This window comes from Pseudomonas sp. NY15374 (genome assembly GCF_048068255.1).
GTDB classification, from domain to species: domain Bacteria; phylum Pseudomonadota; class Gammaproteobacteria; order Pseudomonadales; family Pseudomonadaceae; genus Aquipseudomonas; species Aquipseudomonas machongensis.
In genome coordinates this window covers 38,085-62,097 of sequence record NZ_JBLUPZ010000003.1, presented here as the reverse complement: position 1 = coordinate 62,097, position 24,013 = coordinate 38,085, and the positions used below count along the sequence as shown (strand labels likewise).

At 58.8% G+C, this 24,013-nt stretch carries 18 protein-coding genes, 1 tRNA gene and 1 pseudogene; 3 read left to right on the top strand and 17 right to left on the bottom strand.

What is annotated here, in order from left to right; all coding sequences use genetic code 11:
* Position 1: 1 nt before the first annotated feature.
* The 9 genes and pseudogenes from ACNFHO_RS08215 to rpsU all read right to left on the bottom strand — a co-directional run bounded on the left by ACNFHO_RS08215 (position 2) and on the right by rpsU (position 13,132).
* Positions 2-607 carry a hypothetical protein gene (locus ACNFHO_RS08215; RefSeq protein ID WP_392517035.1) on the bottom strand — a complete coding sequence of 202 codons (606 nt, stop codon included), beginning with the start codon at positions 605-607 and terminating at the stop codon, positions 2-4.
* A 1,410-nt stretch (positions 608-2,017) separates the two neighbouring features.
* Positions 2,018-2,260 (bottom strand): TraK family protein, encoded by a 243-nt coding sequence (locus ACNFHO_RS08210; RefSeq protein WP_392517036.1) that lies wholly within the window; start codon positions 2,258-2,260, stop codon positions 2,018-2,020.
* Positions 2,261-3,175: 915 nt separating this feature from the next.
* Positions 3,176-3,394: a hypothetical protein gene (locus ACNFHO_RS08205; RefSeq protein WP_028633554.1), complete on the bottom strand. Its 219-nt coding sequence runs from the start codon at positions 3,392-3,394 to the stop codon at positions 3,176-3,178.
* Positions 3,395-3,600: 206 nt separating this feature from the next.
* Positions 3,601-4,714 (bottom strand): annotated as a pseudogene (locus tag ACNFHO_RS08200) (site-specific integrase).
* 102 nt (positions 4,715-4,816) lie between these two features.
* Positions 4,817-4,893: transfer RNA gene (locus ACNFHO_RS08195), tRNA-Ile, on the bottom strand.
* Between the two features lie 15 nt (positions 4,894-4,908).
* The gene (locus ACNFHO_RS08190; protein ID WP_416765923.1) at positions 4,909-8,652 is read right to left on the bottom strand and encodes an EAL domain-containing protein; all 3,744 of its coding nucleotides are present in this window, start codon (positions 8,650-8,652) and stop codon (positions 4,909-4,911) included.
* Positions 8,653-8,782: 130 nt separating this feature from the next.
* Positions 8,783-10,636: an RNA polymerase sigma factor RpoD gene (gene rpoD / locus ACNFHO_RS08185; protein WP_054892208.1), complete on the bottom strand. Its 1,854-nt coding sequence runs from the start codon at positions 10,634-10,636 to the stop codon at positions 8,783-8,785.
* Positions 10,637-10,703: 67 nt separating this feature from the next.
* Positions 10,704-12,686 carry a DNA primase gene (gene dnaG / locus ACNFHO_RS08180; RefSeq protein ID WP_416765922.1) on the bottom strand — a complete coding sequence of 661 codons (1,983 nt, stop codon included), beginning with the start codon at positions 12,684-12,686 and terminating at the stop codon, positions 10,704-10,706.
* A 230-nt stretch (positions 12,687-12,916) separates the two neighbouring features.
* A complete protein-coding gene (gene rpsU / locus ACNFHO_RS08175) occupies positions 12,917-13,132 on the bottom strand; it encodes a 30S ribosomal protein S21 (protein ID WP_003255575.1) in 216 nt (71 codons plus the stop codon).
* A 204-nt stretch (positions 13,133-13,336) separates the two neighbouring features.
* Here rpsU and tsaD point away from each other — a divergent pair, with 204 nt between their 5' ends.
* Positions 13,337-14,362, top strand: coding sequence for a tRNA (adenosine(37)-N6)-threonylcarbamoyltransferase complex transferase subunit TsaD (gene tsaD / locus ACNFHO_RS08170; protein ID WP_054892210.1), 1,026 nt, complete (start codon positions 13,337-13,339; stop codon positions 14,360-14,362).
* Between the two features lie 24 nt (positions 14,363-14,386).
* Here tsaD and plsY read toward each other — a convergent pair whose 3' ends face one another.
* Positions 14,387-14,956, bottom strand: coding sequence for a glycerol-3-phosphate 1-O-acyltransferase PlsY (gene plsY / locus ACNFHO_RS08165; RefSeq protein ID WP_054892211.1), 570 nt, complete (start codon positions 14,954-14,956; stop codon positions 14,387-14,389).
* Positions 14,957-15,029: 73 nt separating this feature from the next.
* Here plsY and folB point away from each other — a divergent pair, with 73 nt between their 5' ends.
* Together folB and folK are read left to right on the top strand one after the other, a co-directional pair.
* Complete coding sequence (folB, locus tag ACNFHO_RS08160; protein ID WP_414154668.1) at positions 15,030-15,386, top strand: dihydroneopterin aldolase; 357 nt, start codon at positions 15,030-15,032, stop codon at positions 15,384-15,386.
* The gene (folK, locus tag ACNFHO_RS08155; protein WP_112897179.1) at positions 15,377-15,889 is read left to right on the top strand and encodes a 2-amino-4-hydroxy-6-hydroxymethyldihydropteridine diphosphokinase; all 513 of its coding nucleotides are present in this window, start codon (positions 15,377-15,379) and stop codon (positions 15,887-15,889) included. The genes folB and folK overlap by 10 nt, the downstream gene beginning before the upstream one ends.
* Before the next feature lie 156 nt (positions 15,890-16,045).
* Here the strand turns inward: folK and ACNFHO_RS08150 are convergent, their stop codons facing one another.
* The 7 genes from ACNFHO_RS08150 to apaG all read right to left on the bottom strand — a co-directional run bounded on the left by ACNFHO_RS08150 (position 16,046) and on the right by apaG (position 23,967).
* Positions 16,046-17,152, bottom strand: coding sequence for a multifunctional CCA addition/repair protein (locus ACNFHO_RS08150; RefSeq protein ID WP_414154669.1), 1,107 nt, complete (start codon positions 17,150-17,152; stop codon positions 16,046-16,048).
* Between the two features lie 51 nt (positions 17,153-17,203).
* Positions 17,204-18,772: a SpoVR family protein gene (locus tag ACNFHO_RS08145; protein WP_125930925.1), complete on the bottom strand. Its 1,569-nt coding sequence runs from the start codon at positions 18,770-18,772 to the stop codon at positions 17,204-17,206.
* On the bottom strand, positions 18,769-20,040 hold the full coding sequence (locus ACNFHO_RS08140) for a YeaH/YhbH family protein (RefSeq protein WP_054892216.1): 1,272 nt from the start codon (positions 20,038-20,040) through the stop codon (positions 18,769-18,771). The genes ACNFHO_RS08145 and ACNFHO_RS08140 overlap by 4 nt, the downstream gene beginning before the upstream one ends.
* 129 nt (positions 20,041-20,169) lie before the next feature.
* Positions 20,170-22,092 (bottom strand): PrkA family serine protein kinase, encoded by a 1,923-nt coding sequence (locus ACNFHO_RS08135; protein ID WP_054892217.1) that lies wholly within the window; start codon positions 22,090-22,092, stop codon positions 20,170-20,172.
* Between the two features lie 284 nt (positions 22,093-22,376).
* Complete coding sequence (glpE, locus tag ACNFHO_RS08130; protein WP_054892218.1) at positions 22,377-22,706, bottom strand: thiosulfate sulfurtransferase GlpE; 330 nt, start codon at positions 22,704-22,706, stop codon at positions 22,377-22,379.
* A 14-nt stretch (positions 22,707-22,720) separates the two neighbouring features.
* Entirely contained in the window at positions 22,721-23,587 is an 867-nt protein-coding gene (locus tag ACNFHO_RS08125) for a symmetrical bis(5'-nucleosyl)-tetraphosphatase (protein ID WP_054892219.1), read from the bottom strand.
* Positions 23,587-23,967: a Co2+/Mg2+ efflux protein ApaG gene (gene apaG / locus ACNFHO_RS08120; protein WP_323453135.1), complete on the bottom strand. Its 381-nt coding sequence runs from the start codon at positions 23,965-23,967 to the stop codon at positions 23,587-23,589. Before apaG ends, ACNFHO_RS08125 begins: the two co-directional genes overlap by 1 nt.
* Positions 23,968-24,013 lie beyond the last annotated feature (46 nt).

Genomic DNA, 24,013 nt, shown 5'->3' with positions numbered 1-24,013 from the left:
ACTAATATCCTGATTCGTAGTTACCCAGTCGGTTGAAGAATATGTTCTTTTTTTCAACCGGAAGTAAGCGGTTCGAGAAAAGGGCTTCTATATTTTCATTGGTAAGTGTGTAAAGGGCTGCGAGCGAAGTTCTGAAACCCATGCCTAGACATTCGGTCATGTTTTGCCTGAATGGAAACGGCTCAAGGTGATCTAGCGACTCCGCAGCCTTGCACAATTTACCCACATGAAAAGATATTTTCTTTGAGAAATCCAGTAGCGTGTTATCGAAAGCGCTGTTTTGTTCGCTGTCAATAATGTGGTTGGCTAAGTCACCTATGTTGTCCAGGCTCTTCTCGTAATCGCTAAGGGCGATATCATAGATTCTAGAGTTGAATATATTGGCAGACGAAAGTGTTATGATAAGGCAGTCAATTAAGGTTTTTTTAAAGTCTTCTGAGTCATTGTCGATGGCAGCTACGGTGAGCTTTGCACTGTATTTTGCTAGGTGCAAAGTCATATGGGTTATGCGCTGCTGAACAGGCAAAAGCCAAATGTCCTTATGGTACTTCTCATCATGTTGTAACTGCTTCCACTGAAGCTCTTCGAGTTGACTGAAAAGTGACATACCTGCTCCTCAGTTTGAAGTATGTTCACCATTCCTGTTCCAGGAATGGCGTTTTAATGGTTGCAGTATACAGGATCTTGAGGCTAGGGGCACCGTTCAGCGCTCTTTTGGCTGGCCAACGAGCCGAACCCCTAGCTGCCTGAGGCCGCGTACGGGGTGGCGCGCGCCAAGCGTTTTCTTGATAGGCTGCGGCCGATTGCTCTGAATGGCGGATGTGTACGCCATCATGCTCAAGGCTGCCACTTTTTAAAAAACGTCGCTTATTTCTCATGGGTATATTTACCCTGTAAGTATCCGAGACTCAGGTTAGCGCATGCTAAAGCTATGGTTTAACTAATTTTACCCAGGTTGGGGTTGGAGTGAGTGGTGTCGCTAACAGTCTAGGTTTGATTGTGATGGAGTATGTAAAATCTGATAGGTTAGTATTGCGAGTAGTCGTCTTTTTTGGGTGTGCAGTGTCAGCTGTGGCGGAATTTGCTTGGTTAAGTATATCTAGGGTTCAATGTTCGGCGGCAAGCGCTTAATGCTTGCTTTTGTTTTATAGCTTGTGTCTGCCCGATTGTGGTTGGCTTTTAACAGCCCAAAATATGAATTGCCCTGGGCTGCTAATTGCAGCGTGTTAATTGCCGATGATGTCAGGAAGATTAAGTGTGGATCTATAAGGGTTAAAGTATCCTGATAAGCAGGTTTTTATTATGTCGATTTGGATAAAAAGAGGAAGGGTTGGATAAGGTCTATCTCGCGGGTACATTTTTAGATATCTAGTATGGTCGGGAACTTAATCTTGATTTGTCGCGATCTTCTCAATGATTCCCGTAACACTTCTGAGTCAATTGAGCCCTGGCGGCGATCAAGTTCGTGTCGTCGGTAATACTTAGTAAAAAAGGATGGTGAGTTTCCCTTGGCCAGTATCCGCTATGACGATTTGAAATACGTAATTAGCGTCCTGCGTGCTTTTGGTCACTTAGCCTAAGCTTAGGCGCCTTGGCAACTGGAGTGCTTATCTTTGCTGTGCTTTACTTAAACTTCGAATTTCACCGGATAGCGCCGGTGCGCTTAAGTACTTTCCGAATTTATGGGTGTCTGTTTACTCTCGTCGCTGAGCGTGATTTGACCTTTCTTAGATGTGCGGTAAGGCGCGGCAGCGGTTGCCTTGACCAGCAAGACAGCATTGAGCGCCGTAGGCGCGAATACGCGTGAGTGAAGTTAGCTAAGCGACTTGTCGCTTAGCTAACTTCACCTGTCTTGCCCTGAATGTTCTTGTGGCTGAGGTAGGCATCGGTAGTGATCATCGGTAAGCAACATGTTTACTTTAATGGTCAGTTCTTAACTGAACGCCGAAACAACGGAAATGATCGGATGTTGAACGCTAGAGCAACTATTGTTCGGCTCAGCAACGGACCCAGATAGCTATGGAACGCCGCAGTTCATGGGAAGCAATCTTCTGGCATAGCGACGAAAAGCTTGATAGCCAAAGTCGATAGACCCTTCGTCATGTAAGGTCTTCCATATTCCTAACAAGGACCAACCACCTTCAACTGCTTGCGAAATTTCCCCGCGTAGCAGTATAAATTTAGCTAAGTTGGTGGTCGGATCTGAAGGCGGGTAGGTAGCGAGTACTCGTTCCGCGATCCGTATGGTAAGGGGGTTCATCTCAACCTCATGGATGACTACGACTCAGAGTTAGAGTCTAGATTTTCAGTTGTCAAAATTCGGGCTGGTGATGAGCCAGGGTTAGGTCTATTTATCTTTAGCTTCTTCAAATATTCCTTTCCTACCCGAGACCGATTTTCGTTGTTGACAGTTGAGCGTCCTAATTCCGGGGTGTCTGTCGAGGTATAGCGATGTGCGTTATCGTTGCACGTAGATTTTCCCGCAGGTGCTTGGTCCTTGAAGTTGTAGGTGCCATCTCTATATCGCTTGATGATTCCGTGAAACCACCGGACTGCTGTGGTTTTGATAGATCCTGCTTTAATCGCTGCCGACAGTTCGTTCAGCATGCGTTGTTGGTCAACGGGAGCAACCTGCTCCAGTGCCCTGAAAATTTGGCTTCTCGTTTCCGCTGAGACCAATGCCGTCAGCCGCAGCTGTGGACCAGCGGCTACCGGCACATCGCCGAGGGACGTAGTAGTTTTTTATTTTTTGGTTTTATTGTTTTGTTAGTATTTATATGTGCTTGTTTTTCCAGGTGCGGCTGCTCCGTCTGCGGTTTATCCATGTTCGAATTATTACAATATGGTGCAGCGTTAGCGTTCTCACAGGGTTCGTCAGAGATGTGCCATACCGTCTTTGCGAATCGGCCTCGGGAGTCATGGGTGCGCTCGATACTCAAGTAGCCTGCGTCCTCCAACTCCTTTAACCCACTCCTGGTTGCAGCTGTGCCAGTGCCGTTTTTCTTGGATAACGATTCCACTGTCAGGTATGGATAGCCTGGAGGTAACGATAGTAATTTCACCAATAGACCCAACGATTTCCAGCTCAGATTTGAGTCGCTTATTAAATCGTTAGGGATAATTGTGAAATGGCTTGACACTTTCCTTTTTATAACTAGAGATATAGACATCTTCGTCAGCCCTGCTCGAGAACCTTGGCTACATCTGCGGTTCTAAAGTAAATCCTTCTGCCAATTCTGACCTTGCAAGGAAGAAATTTTCTCGATACCTCATTGTCGCCACTCAGGCTGATTCTCAGGCCGTCCTTGCTTCTATGTAATACCTCTGCAAGCTGCTCAAGGGACAAAAGTGGAGCCCCAGAGAATAAGTCACGTATGTATTCTTCCGTGGTCATGTTAGGTGTCCTCCGCTTAATTTCGGATATCCTATGACACTTAACGCTATTTTTAAAAGGCTTTTTTCAAACTTTGCTTGACATTGCAGAAGTTTAGCTATAGTGCTTCGTGGTTATTTAGTTAAACTTTTCCCAGGGTTGTAATGTTTTAGCGGCTAAAATTCAGTTTCCGCTTGAGAGTCACGAAAAAATAGCTAGGACTTTAGCTAAACTGCCTTTGGAGGTTTAGCTAAACTTTTCTTTCTTTTTGACATGCTATCTAGCCGGGCAACTAAATCCTCTGAGCGTAAGTGCGTATATCTCTTCAACATTTGCATTGATTTATGGCCGCTGATGCTCGATACCTCTTGGTCGGAGAGGCCGCCCTCCACCAGGCGACTTACCGCCTCATGTCTCAAGTCGTGAAATCTGAAGTCGGCTAGCTGTAGCTTCTTGACCAGTAGCCCCCAGATTTTTGTGAACGCGTAGGGGCGACATTTCCCGTCCTTCCCAGGTTCACCAAAAAACACCAGGTTGCAGTCGCTAGGGCGAGCGGGATTCATCATCGCGGCTTTGAAAAGCGCAGTCGCTCGCTTGCTCAGTGGCACAGTTCGTTGACCATAATTTTTCGTGTCAACGAGTCTTACGATGCGGCGCTCTGTATCCACCTGAGGTCTGCGTAGCGACGCGATTTCAACTGAGCGCATACCAGTTTCCAGAGCGATGCCAACGATCCACCCAAGCATTGGATTGCTATGTCGATTCACCTCTGCGAACAGCCGCCGTTCCTCATCGGGCGAGAGCCTACGATTGCGACCCTCCCCCGGGCTTGGCTTGCGTATATTCAACACGGGGTTAAACGTCAGGCCCAGCCCCCACTCCTGGATCGCGACCGTGAAAACGTGGCTCAGTAGAGCCAGCTCCAGGCGAACGGTGTTGTTGCTTGTCGTGCCTGCGCGGCCTGGCTCGTTAAGGCGCTTGTCGCGATAGTTGGCAATGGTTTCAGCGGAAAGGGCTGCGAGAGAATACTTGCCCAGATGCTCCGTTAGCTTCTTGGCCTTGGAGATCTCACCGCGTTGAGTCGTAGGCTTCTTTGTAGGTGTAATGTCGGTCAGGTAGCGCTTGAGCTATTTCAAGCGTCATTCGCTCGGAGCCGCTGCGCTGGATGTACACACCGCGCACCATCTCGTCTTCGGTGCGTCGTGACCAATCCTCAGCGTCGCGTTTGGTGCGGAATGTTTTGGCGTTGGTTGGCCATCCGGTCTTACGGATAACGGCCTTCCAGGTGCCAGCAGGGGTTTTGACGATTGTAGCCTTCTGAAGGACTCCAAAGGCGTGCAAGCGAAGCCGCACTGTACCTAATTTGTACCTTTAGACCATAGGATTGTAGCTGAGGTGGTTCCACCAAAAACACGAAAGCCACGCAGTGCGCGGCTTTGAGTTTGGTGGGCCCACACGGACTCGAACCGTGGACCAAAGGATTATGAGTCCTCTGCTCTAACCAACTGAGCTATAGGCCCCAGAGGTCGGCCGGATTATAACGAGGGTTTGCTAAGGGTGCCATCTGAAAGATCCGATAGTGCTATACGAAGAAAGGTGGCGGCGAACTCGTCGGCGGGCAGGGGCAGGCTGACGATGTAGCCCTGGATCTGTTCGCACCCTTCGGCGGCCAGGAAGCGTTGTTGGGCCTGGTTCTCCACGCCTTCGGCGATGATGGTCAACTGCATGCTGCGGCCCAGGGCAATGATGGCGCGGGCGATGGCGGCGTCGTGGGGATCGTCGGGCAGGCCGCGGATGAACGACTGGTCGATCTTGAGGATATCCAGCGGCAGGCGCTTCAGGTAGCTCAGCGAGGAGTAGCCGGTGCCGAAGTCGTCGATCGCCAGTTGCACACCCAGGTGCTTGAGCTGATGCAGGATGGCCAGGGCTTCCTCGGCCTGGCTCATGATGAAGTTCTCGGTGATTTCCAGCTGCAGGTCGCCGGCCTTGAGGTGGAAGGTCTTGAGCAGGTGTTCGATACGTCGGGTCAGGCTGGGCTGGCGTAATTGAGCGCCCGCGAGGTTGATCGACAGTGGGCCGAATGCTTGGTACGTGCGCTTCCAGGTGTGCATCTGCCGGCAGGCCTGCTCCAGCACCCAGTCGCCGAGCTGGAGGATGCTGCCGTTCTCTTCGGCCAGGTGGATGAACTGCTCCGGTGGTACTTCGCCGAAGGTCGGGTGGTTCCAGCGGATCAGCGCCTCGGCACCGACCAAACCCTGGGTCTTGAGGCTGAACTTGGGTTGGTAGTACAGGCTCAGTTCGTTGCGTTCGATGGCGCGGCGTAGCTCATGCTCGAGGAAAATACGTTCGCTGGCTTGGGCAGTGAGGTCGAGGGTGTAGCTTTCGACGCGGTTGCGGCCCTTGGCCTTGGAGCGGTACATCGCGGCGTCGGCGTTGCGGATCAATGTGGCGACGTCGGTGCCGTCTTGCGGGTACAGGCTGATACCGATGCTGGCACTGGTGAAGAACTCGTGCTCGCCGGCCTGAACTGGGGCGTGGAAACACGTCAGCAGCTTGTTGGCGATGGCGCTGGCGTCGCTTGGGCGATGCAGGCCGGGCAAGAGGATGATGAATTCGTCGCCGCCCAGGCGGGCGACGGTGTCGACATCGCGCACCTGCTCTTTCAGGCGTTGGGCGATGCCTTTTAGCAAGAGGTCGCCGACCGGGTGGCCGAGGCTGTCGTTGATGTGCTTGAAGCGGTCGAGGTCGAGGAACAGCACGGCGCCCTGGCGGCTGGAAGCCTGGACGCAGGTGAGGGCAGCCTGCAGGCGGCTCTCGAACAGGGTGCGGTTGGGCAGGCCGGTGAGCGGGTCGTGGTGGGCCTGGTAGTCGAGCTTGGCCTGGGCGTGCTTGAGGCTGGAGATGTCGGCGAACACGGCGACGAAATGGGTGGTCTCGTGTTCGCTGTTGCGCACGGCGCTGATGGTCAGCCAACTGGGGTAGAACTCGCCGTTCTTGCGTCGGTTGCAGATCTCGCCCTGCCAATGGCCTTCGGCGGTGAGCTGATGCCACATGGCGACGTAGAAGGCGCTGTCGTGTTGGCCGGAGGCGAGCAGACGCGGGGTCTGGCCGAGGGCTTCGAGCTCGCTGTAGCCGGTGATTTCGCTGAAGGCGCGATTGACGGCACTGATGCGCTGCTCGGTGTCGGTGATCAGCACGCCCTCGGCGGTGTTCTCGAAGACCGTGGCGGCCAGTTGCAGTTTTTCCTGCATCATGTGGCGCTCGGTGATGTCGCGGGTGATGGTCAGCATGCAGTCGATGCCGCCGATTGGCAGCGGCCGAGCGGACATTTCGCACAGGCGGATCTGGCCGTCGCTACGGCGGATATGGCAACTGAAATCGCGCGCAAAACCATCGCGCTTGAGCAGTTCGATCAGCCGATCACGTTCGTTGAGGTCGAGCCAGATGCCCAGATCAAGGCTGTTGTGGCCAAGGCTTGGGTTGATGTCGTAGCCGGTCAAGCGGCAGAAACCTTCGTTGGCTTCCAGCAGCAGGCCATCGCTCTGGCGCGACAGCAGCAAGCCGTCGGGCGATGCGTGGAAGGCCTTGGCGAACTTCTCTTCGGAAGTCTGCAACTGTTGCTGAGTTTCCTTGAGCTGGCTGATGTCGCGCACGGCAACCACCAGCGCCGGTGTGCCATCCAGGTCGAAGCTTTCAGCGGAGGTGAGGCCTGTGAATAACTCGCCATTGCTGCGCCGGAAGCTCATTTCCAGGTTGCGGATGCCGCCCAGTTGCATGCGCTCAAGGATCGTCGGGCCGGAGCCCGCAACGCCCCACAGGTCCAGTTCTGTGGCGGTGCGGCCTATGACCTGGGCCGGGCTCAGGCCGATCTGCTCCTCGAATGCTTTGTTGACTTCCAGCAGGCATCCGTCGCTGTGACGGGCGATGAGCAGGATGTCGGGGCATTGCTCAAACACCGAGGCGAACTTCTGTTCGGATAGGCGCAGGGCATCCTCGGTGCGTTTGGTTTCGCTGATGTCGATCATCAGGCCGCGCATGAGCGGCTTGTGGCCGTGCTCGATCATGCTGACGATATTGCGCACCCAGAGGATGTGCCCGTCGGCACGTATTACGCGATAGTCGAGGCTGTGGTCGCGCCCGGCAGCGGTTTCGGCGTCGCAGTAGGCCTGGGCCCAGAGGGCGTCCTCGGGGTGCAGGATACCGCGCCAGAAACCAGGTCTGAGCCATTCCCTCAGCGGGTAGCCAAGCAGGCCCTCGGCGTGTGGGGAGACGTAGCTGTAGGTGAAGTCGTTGGCGTCGGCTTCCCAGGCGATGGCCGAAAGGCTTTCGATCAGGCTGCGGTAGTGGTATTCGCTGCTGCGCAGCTCTTGCTCCAGGGCGATCCGCCGCGAAATCTCCGAGCTGAGACGGCGGTTGATGCGCAGCATGGCGGCGAGGATCAGCAACACCACGGCCAGTGTCGGCAGGCCATAGACCAGCAGATCGCGCCATAGGCTCCGTTGATCGACGACGTTGCCGACCCAGCGCTGCTGAATGTCGCTGATTTCGGCGCTGCTCAGGTCAGCCATGACTTTGTCGAGAATACCGATGAGGATTTTCTGTTCCCGTGGCGCGGCCATGGCCAACTGATAGCGGTAGGGCGTCTCGCCGCTGACGTACAGGCCATCGAGCTTGAGCTGGCGCAGGCTCCAGATACTCGATGCAAGGTCGCCAACCACTGCATCCACTTCGTCGGTAGCCAACGCCTGCAGGGCTGAACTCACATTGGGCAAGGCCACCAGATTGAGATCCGGGTGGTGGGTACGTAGCAACTCATGGGGAGCGTAGTTTTCCACGACCGCGATTTTCAGGCCGTACAGGTCTTTGAGGGTGCGTGGCTGAGGGCCGCCTTCGTGGGCAAGGATGACGATGGGGAAGTCGAGGTAGGGGCGGGTGAAGGCCAGGTAGGACTGGCGTTCGGGCGTCGACATGATGCCTGGAAGCAGGTCGATGCGGTTCTGTCGTGCCTGCTCGAGTACCTGCGACCAATTGCTCGGCTCGATTGGCTGCAGCGAAACGCCCAGGCGTTGCTGGATCAGGGCAATGTAGTCGGCGGCCAATCCCTGATAGCGACCTTCCTGGTCGCGAAATTCGAATGGCGGCCAAGACGCATCCACGCCCAGGCGCAGCTGCGGATGGGCGTTGAGCCAGGCTTGTTCTTCGTCCGTCAGGGTCAGGGCGCCGGCCGCTGTGTTCCAGATCATCAAGAGCAGCAGCAGAAGTGCCGGCATCAAGGGCATGGCGACCTCTCTCTATCAGGGGGCTGATTCGAGTGTAGACGGACGCGGATGAAGAGTGCCGGTGAATGCGGCAGATTGCCTGCAGCTTTTGTCGCCCATGAAAAACCCCGGCCTGGGCCGGGGTTCGTCATCACTCGTCGAGGAAGGAGCGCAGATGCTCGCTTCGCGTCGGGTGGCGCAGCTTGCGCAACGCCTTGGCTTCGATCTGACGGATCCGCTCGCGGGTCACGTCGAACTGCTTGCCGACTTCTTCAAGTGTGTGGTCGGTGTTCATGTCGATACCGAAACGCATGCGCAGCACCTTGGCTTCGCGTGCGGTCAGGCCCGAGAGCACGTCGCGAGTGGCTTCCTTGAGGCTTTCGACCGTGGCCACGTCGATCGGGGACTGCATGGTGGAGTCCTCGATGAAGTCGCCCAGATGCGAATCCTCGTCGTCACCGATCGGGGTTTCCATGGAGATCGGCTCTTTGGCGATCTTCAATACCTTGCGGATCTTGTCCTCAGGCATTTCCATGCGCTCACCCAGCTCTTCCGGGGTCGGTTCACGACCCATTTCCTGCAGCATCTGCCGGGAAATACGGTTGAGCTTGTTGATCGTCTCGATCATGTGCACCGGAATCCGGATGGTGCGCGCCTGGTCGGCGATCGAACGGGTGATCGCCTGGCGAATCCACCAGGTGGCGTAGGTCGAGAACTTGTAGCCACGACGGTATTCGAACTTGTCCACCGCCTTCATCAGGCCGATGTTGCCTTCCTGGATCAGGTCGAGGAACTGCAGGCCGCGGTTGGTGTACTTCTTGGCGATGGAGATCACCAGACGCAAGTTCGCCTCGACCATTTCCTTCTTGGCGCGACGGGCTTTCGCCTCGCCGATCGACATGCGACGGTTGATCTCTTTGATTTCTGCGACGGTCAGGCCGGTCTCGGTCTCGAGGTCGATCAGCTTCTGCTGGCAGGCGACGATCGCGGCGTCCTTCTCACCCAGGGCAGCGGCCCACTTGGTGCTGCGCTTGGCGAGGTCACCGCTCCAGGTCTGGTCGGTCTCGTTGCTCGGGAACAGGCGCAGGAAGTCGGCACGCGGCATGCGGGCATCACGTACGCACAGTTGCATGATCGCACGCTCCTGCTGACGCAGGCGGTCAAGGGCACCGCGCACACGCTCGACGAGTACGTCGAACTGCTTGGGCACCAGCTTGATCGGCATGAACAGATCGGCCAGGGCCTGGAGCGCCGCAACGCTTTCCTTGCCACTGCGACCATGTTTCTTCAGGACCTTGTTGGTGGCCTGGAGCTGGTCGGAGACGGCACCGAAACGCTGACGCGCAACTTCTGGATCGGGGCCGCTTTCGCCCTCTTCCTCGCTGTCGTCGCTGTTTTCGTCACCTTCTTCTTCGTCTTCCGACTCTTCCTTCGCCGCTGCAGTCTTGGCGCCTGGGATCGGTACTTCTTCGGTAGGCGCGGCGATGTTGTCGTCAGGGTCGATGTAACCGCTGAGAACATCCGACAGGCGGCCGCCTTCGGTCGTTACACGGTCGTACTCGCCGAGAATGTGATCGACGGTGCCCGGGAAGTGAGCGATGGCGCCCATGACTTCGCGGATACCTTCCTCGATACGCTTGGCGATTTCGATCTCGCCTTCGCGGGTCAGGAGCTCGACGGTACCCATTTCACGCATGTACATGCGTACCGGGTCGGTCGTGCGGCCGATATCGGTTTCAACGGCCGCCAACGCTGCGGCGGCTTCTTCGGCTGCGGCTTCGTCGGTGTCGGCTTCCGCCAACAACAGGGCATCCGCATCCGGAGCACTCTCGAATACGTTGATCCCCATGTCGTTGATCATGCGGATGATGTCTTCCACCTGTTCCGGATCTGAAATATCCTCAGGCAGGTGGTCGTTGACCTCCGCGTAAGTCAGGTAGCCCTGCTCACGACCGCGGGTGATCAACTCTTTGATACGAGATTGCTGTTGCGCTTTTCCGGACATAACACCCTATCCACTGAAGGTCTTGGCGGGCAAAAAACAAGCCGAGGATTATACCCGAGCATGGACCTCACGCGCCAGATGAGGTCGGGGTTTGTGCGGGAACATTCCTGCTGAGCAGGGCGAGCAACTGGGATTTTTCCTCAGTGCTCAACTCACTTTGACGTGCTTTCCTGAGCAGATGTTCCAAGCTTCGCTCGCGCTGGCGGGCTGACAAGCTAGTTATGGTGTCGAAAAACTGTTGTTCAAGGTTATCGGCATCGATCAGCCATTCCTTCTCCGCCAGCGCCCGCAACAGACGCCCCTGTTCGGTGCCGTGCCAGCGTGCGATCAGTTGCATGGAGCTTAGCCCAGGATTCTTCTGCACGGCTTCGATCAGGGCTACCAGCAACTGGCTGTAAAGATGTTCTTCGTCGGCGAAATGGCTCGCGTCCTCGACCTTGCCGGCCAGCAGCGGATGGTGCAGCAATGTGCGCAAGGCCGCGAGCGCCGGGGGTTCGACCGGTGCCGGCGTGCGTGGAGGCGCTTCGTCGCGCTGCCAGCCCTTGCCGCCCTTGCGGTTCTTGTCCCAGGGCTTGCCACTGCCATCCCAGGGCTTCTTGCCACCCCCTTTGTTGGGCGTCCAGGGGCGTTGCTCCTGCTGGGCGGGAGCGTAGTCGTGGTGCTGTTCGCTGAAGTCCGGCGTGTAGCTGGCCATGGCATCGTAGTCATAGCTTGGATCGTAGTCCGGTACGCTGGGCGCGGGCGCTTTCTGTGCCAACTGCTCCATTTGCTGGACATCAAGACCAGTAATTTCCTTCAAGCGATTTCGCATTAACTGACGCAGATTGGCGCCCGGAATCTTTTCGATCAACGGTGCAGCCAAGGTCGCCATGTGGGCCTTGCCTTCCAGCGAGCGAGGGTCGGCTTCGCTGCCCAATTGCTCGAAGAAATAGTCGGCGAGCGGTTGGGCGTGCTGATGGATGCGGGCCTGAAAAGCGTCGGTGCCTTCTGCGCGGACCAGCGTATCCGGATCTTCCCCTTCGGGCAGGAACAGGAAGCGCGCACGCCTGCCATCCTGCAGGTTCGGCAGCGTGGCCTCCAGTGCACGCCAGGCCGCCTTGCGCCCGGCCTGGTCGCCGTCGAAGCAGAACAGCACATGGGGCACCACGCGGAACAGGCGCTTGAGGTGCTCTTCGCTGGTCGCGGTGCCTAGCGTAGCCACAGCATTGCGCAGGCCTTGCTGGGCGAGGGCGATCACATCCATGTAGCCCTCGACCACGATGATTTCGTCGAGGTTGCGGTTGTGCTTGCGTGCCTCGAACAGCCCGTACAGCTCCTGGCCCTTGTGGAATACCGGGGTTTCCGGGGAGTTCAGGTACTTGGGCTTGTCATCGCCCAGCACGCGCCCGCCGAAGGCGATCACCCGGCCACGGCTGTCGCGGATCGGGAACATGACCCGGTCGCGGAAGCGATCGTAGCGCTTGCCGGTCTCGGCGTTCTCGATCAGCAGGCCGGCGTCGATCATCACCTTCTGTTGCAGGGTGTCGGCGCCCAGGTGCTTGAACAGGTTGTCCCAGCCCGGCGGGGCGAAACCCAGGCCGAAATCACGGGCAATTTCGCCGGACAGGCCGCGGCCCTTCAGGTATTCGACCGCTGCCTTGCGTGTTGGATGGTTGCGCAGCGCCTGGCGATAGAACTCGGCAGCTGCTTCGAGCAGCGGGTACAGCGGAGAGTCGGTGGGCTGGCGCGGCTTTTGTCCGCGTCGTCCCTCTTCGCGCGGCACTTCCATGCCTGCGGCGCGGGCCAGTTCCTCGACTGCCTGGGGGAAATCCAGGTTGTCGTGGTCCATGATGAAGCCCAGGGCGTTGCCCCCGGCGCCACAGCCGAAGCAGTAGTAGAACTGCTTGTCGGGGCTGACAGTGAAGGACGGCGTCTTTTCCTTGTGGAACGGGCAGCAGGCCGAATGGTTCTTGCCGGTCTTCTTCAGCTGGATGCGCGAACTCACCACGTCGACAATGTCGGTGCGGTTGAGGAGGTCGTCGATGAAACTCTGGGGAATCAGCCCGGCCATGGCAGTCTCGTTATCTGGCTACTGGCAAGTCTAATCGCTGGAGAGAGCAACAAGGGAGATGCGTGTCGGCCTATCACCTGCCGCATCGGGCATTCTGGTGAGGCGTATGAATTCTGCCCATGGGCGAGTGCCGGGGCCTCCAAGGCACATGGCCAAGGGTGTGAAGCGACAACTGCCATTAGCCCGGCACGAGGCCGGGCTGGGCAGAAGCTTTGCGTAGAACGTCTGTATTAGTACAGACGAACGGCGCGGCGCTGTTCGCGCTGAACTTTCTTGGCGTGACGCTTAACAGCGGCAGCAGCTTTGCGCTTACGCTCAGCGGTCGGCTTCTCGTAAAACTCGCGGCTACGAACTTCAGCCAGTACACCGGCTTTTTCGCAGGAGCGCTTGAAACGACGCAGAGCTACGTCGAAGGGTTCGTTCTCTTTAACTTTGACGGCTGGCATCCAGGGCTACCTTAATTCATTACCGGGGTAGACGTGCTCCTGGCAAAACAAAGGTGTGCTGGAGAACGTCGGTTTTCAAGGGTTGCGGATGTTAACCCTTAGCGGGGAGGAATGCAAAGCCTCTGATCGAAAACCGCTGGTCGGCACTCTGTACGGGGACTAGAATGCGCGGCTTCGAATTCAGCCTCCACAAGGCACGGACCCATGCTAGTACTGGGATTGGAAACATCCTGCGACGAAACCGGCGTCGCATTATACGACAGTGAGCGCGGCCTGCTGGCCGATGCGCTGTTCAGCCAGATCGACCTGCACCGCGTTTACGGCGGCGTCGTGCCCGAGCTCGCCTCGCGCGATCACGTCAAGCGCATGCTGCCGCTGATCCGCGAAGTGCTGGATGAAGCCGGCTGCGTCGCTGCCGACATCGATGCCATCGCCTATACCGCCGGCCCTGGTCTGGTCGGTGCGCTGCTGGTTGGCGCCTCCTGTGCACAGGCGCTGGCGTTCGCCTGGGATATTCCGGCAATCGGCGTTCACCACATGGAAGGCCACCTGCTGGCGCCGATGCTCGAGGAGCAGCCGCCGCAGTTCCCGTTCGTCGCCTTGCTGGTATCCGGTGGTCACACTCAATTGGTGCAGGTCGATGGCATCGGCCAGTACGCGCTTCTGGGCGAGAGCCTGGATGACGCGGCGGGCGAGGCCTTCGACAAGACGGCCAAGCTGATTGGTCTGAATTATCCCGGCGGTCCCGAGATCGCGCGTCTGGCCGAACAGGGTACGCCCGGGCGCTTCGTGTTCCCGCGGCCGATGACCGACCGTCCGGGGCTCGAGTTCAGCTTCAGCGGTCTCAAGACCTTCGCCCTGAATACCTGGCAGCAGTGCCGCAATGCGGGTGACGACAGCGAGCAAACCCGTTGCGACCTGTCGCTGGCATTCCAGCAGGCGGTGGTGGAGACTCTGACCATTAAGTGCAAGCGTGCCCTCAAGCAGACCGGTCTCAAGCGCCTGGTCATCGCCGGAGGCGTGAGCGCCAACAAGGCGCTGCGGGCATCGCTCGAGGACATGCTCGCGAGCATCAAGGGCAATGTGTACTACGCACGTCCGAAGTTCTGCACCGACAACGGCGCGATGATCGCCTACGCCGGCTGCCAGCGCCTGTTGGCCGGACAGCAGCAGGATCTGGCGATCAGCGTGCAGGCGCGTTGGCCGATGGAGCAATTGCCGCCGCTGTGAGGCGGCGTTTTCCCCGCGAGTGATTCAGAAATGTCGTTCGCGGCCGGCAAACAGGTCGCGCAGATTGCTGCGGTGTCGCCAGACTATAAGTACTGTCAGCACCGTCATTGGCAGCAGCGCGGCCGGCTCGCGCCAGGCCAGCAGCGGCAGGGTCAGAGGTGTGGCGATCAAGGCCGCCAGCGAGCTGGTACGGGTGAGGTAGAAGGTCAGCAACCAGGCGCCGATCGCCAGCAGCGCGGCGGGAAAGTACAGCCCCATGAGCATGCCCGCCGCAGTGGCTACGCCCTTGCCGCCCTGGAAACGGAAGTACAGCGGAAACAGGTGGCCGATCACCGCGCACAGGCCTATCCAGGCTTGGGCCTGCAGGCTCAGGCCAGCAAGTCCGGCCAGCAGCACTGGCAGCAAACCCTTGCACAGGTCGCCGAGCAGGGTGAGGATGGCCAGCTTGCGGCCTGCCAGGCGCAGCATGTTGGTCGCGCCGGCGTTGCCCGAACCACTGGAGCGAGGGTCGGGGTTGCCACTGAGGCGGCTCAGGACAATGGCGAAGGACAGCGAGCCGAGCAGGTAGGCGAGCAGCGCCAATAACCAAAACATGCTAACTATTCCGGGCGGGGACGCCCTGATTCTAACGGCGCCAGTCGCCCTTGTCGTCTGTGGAGAGAAGTGCTTGGACAGAGTGTTCATCGAGGGACTGGAAGTCGATACCGTCATCGGTGCCTATGACTGGGAGCGGGATATTCGCCAGTGCCTGCGCCTGGACCTGAGTTTCGCCTGGGACAACCGCCCGGCGGCGGCCGGTGACGACCTCGACCTGGCGTTGGACTACGCCAGTGTCTCGGCCCGTATCCAGGCCTTTGCCGAGCAGTCGCGCTTCGAGCTGGTGGAAACCTTCGCCGAGCGTCTGGCGGCGACCTTGATGGAAGAGTTCGGCATTGCGTGGATGCGGCTGAAGCTGACCAAGCCCGGTGCCGTTCCTGCGGCCCGGGGTGGCGTGGGCGTGGAGATCGAGCGCGGATGTCTCTGAGCACGGTTTACCTGGGACTGGGCAGCAATATCGACCGCGAGCGCCACCTGTGCGCCGGGCTTGATGCGCTGGCCGGCATCCTCCAGGACATGCGCTGTTCGGCGGTGTTCGAGAGCCAGGCGGTAGGGATCAAGAGCGGGCCTTTCTTCAACCTGGTGGTGAGCGGGCAGACCGCGCTGCCGCTACTGGAACTGGATCGCCGGCTCAAGTTCATCGAGGCGGAAAACGGCCGCTATGCCCCGGATCGCAAGGGTTTGCCGCTGGATATCGATGTGCTGATGTTCGATCAACTGCACGGTACTTTCGACGGCCTTGTACTGCCGCGCGCCGAAATCCTGAAAAACGCGTTCGTGCTATGGCCGTTGTCGTTGCTCGCGCCCGAGCTGGTGCATCCTGGAGCAGGTCAATCCATGGCCGAGTTGTGGCAGCAGGCGAATATCCAGCAGGAGCTGGCGCCCGTGCCGTTCGAGTGGCGTGGGTTGCAACTGACGCAGCCATTTTAGCCACGACTGCGTTATCCAGAATCTGAAGGCCGTTTCAATGTCGCGGCCTTTTCTCACCTGGCGGTGGCGGTTTGCCGCTGCGACTTGCGCCGCGATCGCCGGCAAAGCCGGTGCCATCCACCGCAGCTCCACAAGGATCGGGCTCGCTGCGCAAGGTCAGCCTTTGTAGCGTGTCAACGCCTGCAAGCGCTCTGCCTTAAGTGCCTCTCCCAATGCCTGTCCGGTCAAACCTTGTGCAACCAAGGGTTTCACATCGACGTCTCGTGCCGCCGACGCCGCGCCTCGCAGGTAGGCGGCCTGTGGATAACGCTCTGCTTGCCGCGCAAGTGCCTCCATCTCGCAGGCGGCGATGAAGTCTTCGAAACGCTGCGGCCTGCGATACACGTCGAACTTCTGCAGAAGCTCCAGCAATGCCGCTGCTTCCAGCTCCATTGCGCGATGCGCCAGAGGCAGGCACTCACCAACCAGCAGTGCCAGTTCCTGGCATTCACGTGGCGCCTTGAAGCGCTGGTTTACAGCTTTCAGTTGTGAGGTGTCCCGAACGCCTTGCAGCAGGCAGGCCCAGCGCACGTGCAGTGGCTGCCGATGCTCTGCCGCCTGTTGCAGCGGGGCGAGTGCCTGCGGGCTGGGGTCGAGCTCCGGCATCAGTTGTTGCAGCGCGCCGCAGTCGCGCAGCACTTCGATGAACACCTGTGGCTGCGCTTCCATCAGCGCACGTTCGATCTCTTTCCAGCTCCGTTCGGCAGTCAGTGCCTGCAGTTCGCCGCTGGTGCTGATCTGGCGCATGAGTTCAAGGGTTTCATCGGCGACGTGAAAGCCCAGCGGCGCATAGCGCGCGGCAAAGCGGGCAACCCGCAGCACTCGCAAAGGATCTTCGGCGAATGCCGGGGAAACATGGCGAAGAATGCGTCTATCCAGATCAACTTTGCCATGGTAGGGGTCGTGCAGATTGCCTTGGTCGTCCTCGGCCATCGCATTGATGGTCAGATCGCGGCGTATCAGATCTTCCTCGAGTGTGACTTCGGGGCTGGCGTGAAAGGTGAATCCGCCATAGCCGCGACCGCTCTTGCGCTCGGTGCGCGCCAGGGCGTATTCCTCGCCGGTTTTCGGGTGGATGAAGACGGGGAAATCCGCGCCTACCGGGCGAAAGCCCAGGGCCTGCATTTCTTCGACCGTGGCGCCGACTACCAACCAGTCGATATCGCTGACCGGGCGCCCGAGCAGGCGGTCGCGAACCGCGCCGCCAACTTTATAGATGTGCATGTACAACCTCCGTGACTGCCGACAGCATACCTTGTCGGCAGTCACGAGGTCTCAGAGGTGGTGGATGACGGCGAGATCCATGCGGCCGTAGTCGCCTGGTTCCCCATGCTCGCCACGGGGCGGCATATGGTGGGTTTTCACCACCTGGTCACCCTGTACGGTCTCCAGGTGTATGTCGAAGCCCCACAAGCGGTGCAGATGCTTGAGCACTTCCTCGGTGGAGTCGCCCAGCGGTTTGCGGTTGTGCTGCTGGTGGCGCAGGGTGAGCGAGCGGTCGCCGCGGCGGTCGATGCTCCAGATCTGCACGTTGGGCTCGCGGTTCCCCAGGTTGTACTGCGCCGCCAGTTGTTCGCGGATGACGCGATAACCCGCCTCGTCGTGGATGGCCGGTACCAGCAGGTCGTCGCGTTGGTCGTCGTCGAGGATGCTGAACAGTTTGAGGTCGCGGATCACCTTGGGGGAAAGGTACTGAAGGATGAAGCTCTCGTCCTTGAAGCTGCTCATGGCGAACTTGATGGTCGACAGCCAGTCGCTGCCGGCGATTTCCGGGAACCAGCGGCGATCCTCTTCCGTTGGGTGCTCGCACATCCGGCGGATATCCGTGTACATGGCAAAGCCCAGGGCATAGGGGTTGATGCCGCTGTAGTAGGGGCTGTCGAAGCCGGGCTGGAACACCACGCTGGTGTGCGATTGCAGGAACTCCATCATGAAGCCGTCGGTGACCAGGCCTTCGTCATACAGGTCGTTCATCAGGGTGTAGTGCCAGAAGGTTGCCCAGCCTTCGTTCATCACCTGGGTCTGGCGTTGCGGATAGAAGTACTGCGCGATCTTGCGCACTATCCTTACCACCTCACGCTGCCAGGGTTCGAGCAGCGGGGCGTGTTTTTCGATGAAGTACAGGATGTTTTCCTGGGGTTCGGCAGGGAAGCGCGCGTCGTCCTTGTCGCTGCCCTTGTCGGCGCCCTTCGGGATGGTGCGCCACAGGTCGTTGATCTGCCGCTGCAGGTGTTCCTCGCGCTCCTTCTGGCGCCGGCGCTCTTCCTCGGCGGAGATGGGGTATGGCCGCTTGTAGCGGTCGACGCCGTAGTTCATCAGGGCATGGCAGGAGTCGATGAGGTCCTCCACCGCATCGATGCCATGGCGTTCCTCGCACTGGGCGATGTACTGCTTGGCGAATACCAGGTAATCGATGATCGAGCTGGCGTCGGTCCAGGTGCGGAACAGGTAGTTGCCCTTGAAGAAGCTGTTGTGCCCGTAGCAGGCGTGGGCGATCACCAGCGCCTGCATGCAGATGGTGTTTTCTTCCATCAGGTAGGCGATGCAGGGGTCGGAGTTGATGACGATCTCGTAGGCCAGGCCCATCTGCCCGCGGCTGTAGGACTTCTCGGTGCTGAGGAATTGTTTGCCGTAGGACCAGTGGTGATAGCCCAGCGGCATGCCCACGGAGGCGTAGGCATCCATCATCTGCTCGGCAGTGATCACCTCGATCTGGTTGGGGTAGGTGTCCAGCGCATAGCGCGCGGCCAGGCGGCTGATTTCCCGGTCGTAGGTCTGGATCAGCTCGAAGGTCCATTCCGAGCCGGTGGAAATGGGTTGGCGTCTCTGTGCTCTGGCGGTCATGTGGCTAACCTGCGCTGGAAGAGTTCACGGAAGACCGGGTAGATGTCACCGGCCGAGACCAACTGTTGCTGGGCGAAGGTGTCGGGAAACGCCTCGCCGATACGTTCGTACTCGTACCACAGTGCCTGATGCTCGCGGGGGGTGATCTCGACGTAAGTGTAGTACTGCACGTGCGGCATGATCTGCTTGGTCAGGATATCGCGGCAGATAGGGGAGTCGTCGTTCCAGTTGTCGCCATCCGACGCCTGGGCCGCATAGATGTTCCAGTCGCTGGCCGGATAACGCTCGGCCATGATCTCCTGCATCATTTTCAGGGCGCTGGAGACGATGGTGCCGCCGGTCTCGCGCGAGTAGAAGAACTCTTCTTCATCCACTTCGCGGGCGCTGGTGTGATGGCGGATGAATACCACCTCGATGCGTTCGTAGTTACGCTTGAGGAACAGGTACAGCAGGATGAAGAAGCGCTTGGCGATATCCTTGGTGGCCTGGGTCATGGAGCCGGAGACGTCCATCAGGCAGAACATCACCGCCTTGGAACTGGGGTTGGGCTGCTTGACCAGCAGGTTGTACTTCAGGTCGAAGGTGTCGAGGAAGGGCAGGCGGTTGATGCGTGCCTTGAGACGCACGATCTCGGCTTCGACTTCCTGGATGTCGGTGAAGTTATCGGGTTCCTCGACTTTCAGCCGCTCCAGTTCCTTTTGCGCTGCGCGCAGCAGGCCGCGGCTGCTGCCGGTCAGGGCGATGCGCCGGGCATGGGCCGAGCGCAGTGTACGCACGATGTTGATGCGCGACGGATTGCCCTCGTTGGCGATACCAGCGCGTACGGTCTTGAAGGTGTCGGCACCGGTCAGGTGACGCTTGACCAGGTTGGGCAGCTCCAGGTCCTCGAACATGAACTCGAGGAATTCTTCCTGAGTGATCTGGAAGACGAATTCGTCCATGCCCTCGCCGGAATTACCGGCCTTGCCGCGTCCGCCACCGCCACCACCGCCTTGCGGACGGGCGATATGTTCGCCTGCGGTGAATTCCTTGTTGCCCGGATGAACGATAGTCTGCTTGCCGCCACGGCCGTGGTGCAGCACCGGTTCGTCGATATCGCGCCCGGGGATGCTGATCTGCTCACCATGCTCCATATCCATGATGGAGCGGCGGCTGACCGCCTCTTCGACGGCCTTCTTGATGTGCTCACGGTACCGGCGCAGAAAACGCTGGCGGTTGACCGTGCTCTTGTTCTTGCCGTTCAGGCGTCGGTCGATTACGTAGCTCATGGGGCCTCCGCTAAGAGCAGCTGCAAGCGTCAAGCTGCGAGACACAGCAGCCACCAGCACTGCAAGCCGAGGCGCAGACCTGACGGTCGCGCCGTACAGCTTGCAGCCTGTGGCTGACAGCTTGTCGCTTTATTGCGATTTCCTGACCCGCAGGTACCATTCCGACAGCAGGCGCACCTGTTTGTCGGTGTAGCCACGTTCCACCATCCGCGTGACGAAGTCGTTGTGTTTCTGTTGGTCTTCCTTGCTTGCCTTGGCGTTGAAACTGATGACTGGCAGCAGGTCTTCGGTGTTGGAGAACATTTTCTTCTCGATCACCACCCGCAGCTTCTCGTAGCTCAGCCAGCTTGGGTTCTTGCCGTTGTTGTTGGCGCGGGCACGCAGCACGAAGTTGACGATTTCGTTGCGGAAGTCCTTCGGATTGCTGATGCCGGCCGGTTTCTCGATTTTCTCCAGTTCTTCGTTGAGGGCGATCCGGTTGAGGATTTCGCCGGTTTCCGGGTCGCGGTATTCCTGGTCCTGAATCCAGAAGTCTGCGTACAGCACATAACGGTCGAAGATGTTCTGGCCGTATTCGCTGTAGGACTCCAGGTAGGCGGTCTGGATCTCCTTGCCGATGAACTCGATGTAGCGCGGTGCCAGGTATTCCTTGAGGTAGCGCAGGTAGCGTTCGCGCACCTCGGCCGGGAATTGCTCCTGTTCGATCTGCTGTTCGAGCACATAAAGCAGGTGCACCGGGTTGGCCGCGACTTCGTGCGGGTCGAAGTTGAACACTTTGGAGAGGATCTTGAAGGCGAAGCGGGTCGACAGGCCGTTCATGCCTTCGTCGACGCCAGCGGCATCACGATACTCCTGGATCGACTTGGCCTTTGGATCGGTATCCTTGAGGTTTTCGCCGTCATATACCCGCATTTTCGAGTAGATGTTCGAGTTTTCCGGCTCTTTCAGGCGTGAGAGCACGGTGAACTGGGCGAGCATCTTGAGGGTGTCGGGCGCGCAATGGGCCTTGGACAGCGAGCTGTTAACCAACAGCTTGTCGTAGATCTTGATTTCGTCGCTGACCCGCAGGCAGTAGGGCACCTTGACGATATAGATCCGGTCGATGAACGCCTCGTTGTTCTTGTTGTTGCGGAAGGTGTGCCACTCAGACTCGTTGGAGTGGGCCAGCAGGATGCCCGAATAGGGAATTGCCCCCAGGCCCTCGGTGCTGTTGTAGTTGCCTTCCTGGGTGGCGGTGAGCAAGGGGTGCAGGACCTTGATCGGTGCCTTGAACATCTCCACGAACTCCATCAGGCCCTGGTTGGCCCGGCACAGGGCGCCCGAGTAGCTGTAGGCGTCGGCGTCGTTCTGCGGGAATTCCTCGAGCTTGCGGATATCCACCTTGCCGACCAGTGCGGAAATGTCCTGGTTGTTCTCGTCGCCGGGTTCGGTCTTGGCGATAGCGATCTGGTTGAGGATCGAAGGGTACAGCTTGACCACGCGGAACTTGCTGATATCGCCGCCATATTCCTGAAGACGCTTGGTCGCCCAGGGCGACATGATGGTGTTCAGGTAGCGCCGCGAGATGCCGTACTCCTCTTCGAGGATGGCGCCGTCTTCGGTGGCGTTGAACAGGCCCAGTGGCGACTCGAATACGGGCGAATCCTTGATGGCGTAGAACGGCACTTTCTCCATCAGCTGCTTGAGTTTCTCGGCCAGGGACGATTTGCCGCCGCCTACCGGGCCCAGCAGATAGAGGATTTGCTTCTTCTCTTCCAGACCTTGGGCGGCGTGGCGGAAGTATGAAACGATCTGGTCGATGCACTCTTCCATGCCGTGGAAGTCGGCAAAGGCCGGATACCGGCGGATCACCTTGTTGGAGAAGATCCGCGACAGTCTGGAGTTGCTCGAGGTGTCGATCAGTTCCGGCTCACCGATGGCCAGCAACAGCCGTTCAGCGGCCGATGCGTAGGCACTGCGATCCTCTTTGCACAGCTCGAGGTACTCCTGCAGCGAGAGTTCTTCCTGGCGCGTTGACTCGAAACGTTGTTGGAAGTGGCTAAAAATGCTCATGACGTCACCTCGCTCGATACGTGGAGACGACGCCGGATCAGTCAGCTGATGCTGGCATGCAAGCGGCTTTCACCGATTGCTGTTTACCCCCCAGAACACCTTGGAACGCTACCGATGACCCGCACGCCGGTGTACCGGCTCTCCCCTTTTTTGGATGGCCTGCGCTTAAGGATAGTTGGTAATACGCAAGGTCAAGGGCGAGGGGCGGAGAAGTTGCTTCCGACCGTTCGTCAGGTAAGGCGCAAGCCCGCAGGTGACGCGGGCTTGAGGGGAAATGAAAAAAATTATTCGGCGTCGCTCTGGGCGGTTTCGGCCGGATAGGTAGCGCGCCACAGCTCGAAGCCGCCGTCGACGCTGTAGACCTCAGAGAAGCCCTGGCCCACCAGGTAGGCGGCGGCACTCTGGCTGGAGTTACCGTGATAGCAGACCACCAGCGTCGGCGCGTCGAGGTCGGCGTTGCGGATGAAGTCGGCCACCGAATGGTTATCCAGATGGCGGGCGCCGGTGATATGGCCGGCAGCGAAGGCCTGGGGATCGCGAATGTCGACCACCACCGCACCTTGGGCACGCAAGGCCAGGGCCTGTTCCGGAGGGATGCGCTTGAATTCGCTCATGGGTACGTTTTCCTTCAGGTTCGGTCGTTGATTCTAGTGGGTTCCGGTGCCGTACGTACGGTGCCTTCGTCGGTGCAGTCGCAGCGGTGGTATTGGCCGCTGTCCAGGTTGTACAGGGTCATGGCGCCGCCCCATACGCAACCGGTGTCCAGGGCGATGACGCTCGGCTCTTCGACGTTGCCTTCGAGGGCGGCCCAATGGCCGAAAATGATCTTCACGTGGCGCGAGCGACGGTCCTTGTGGGCGTACCAGGGCTTGTAGCCCTTGGGGGCGCTGTCCAGGCCTTCCTTGCTCTTGAGGTCGAGCTTGCCGTCGGTGGTGCAGAAACGCATGCGGGTGAAATAGTTGGTGATGACCCGCAGGCGCTCGACGCCGCTGAGGTTCTTGCTCCACTTGTTCGGTTCATTGCCATACATGCCGTCGAGGTAGAGCTTGAGGCGGTTGTCGTCGCGCAGCACCTCCTCCACCTCTGCTGCCAGCTCCAGGGCCTTGCCCAGCGTCCACTGGGGCGGGATGCCGGCGTGAGCCATGGCGATACCCCGGGCCTCGTCATAGTGCAGCAGCTTCTGGCGGCGCAGCCAGTCGAGCAACTGATCGGCGTCTGGTGCCTCGATGATCTCGCGCAGGGTGTCACTTTTCTTCAGGCGCTCGATGTTATGCCAGGCTGCGAGCAGGTGCAGGTCATGGTTGCCGAGCACGCAGACCAGCGACTCGCGCATCGCATACAGGTAGCGCAGGGTTTCGAGCGATTCCGGGCCACGGTTGACCAGGTCGCCCACCAGCCACAGGCGATCGACCTTGGGATCGAAGTTGACGCGTTCGAGCAAGCACTTGAGCGGTTGCAGGCAGCCTTGCAGATCGCCGACGGCGTAGGTGGCCATCAGTGCAGAGCTCCAGGCACAGCCAGACGGAACGGCGCGATCTCGGCGTCGAAGCGTGTACCGTCTTCGGCGAACATCTGATAGCTGCCTTGCATGGTACCGACGCGGGTGGCGATAACTGCGCCACTGCTGTAGGTATAGCTCTGCCCGGGGTCGATGGTCGGTTGTTGGCCAATGACGCCATCGCCGCGCACTTCCTCGACCTTGCCGTCGCCGTTGGTGATCAGCCAGTGGCGCCCCCTCAGCTTGGCCTTGAGCGTGCCATTGTTCGACACCGTGATGGTGTAGGCGAAGGCGAAGCGGTTGTTCTCGGGGTCGGATTGCTCTTTGAGGAAGCGGGTCACGACGCTGACGTCGATCTGGTAGCGGGGGTCGGACATGCAAGGGCCTTGGGCGAACGGGAGCATTAACGCGATTGTCGCAGTC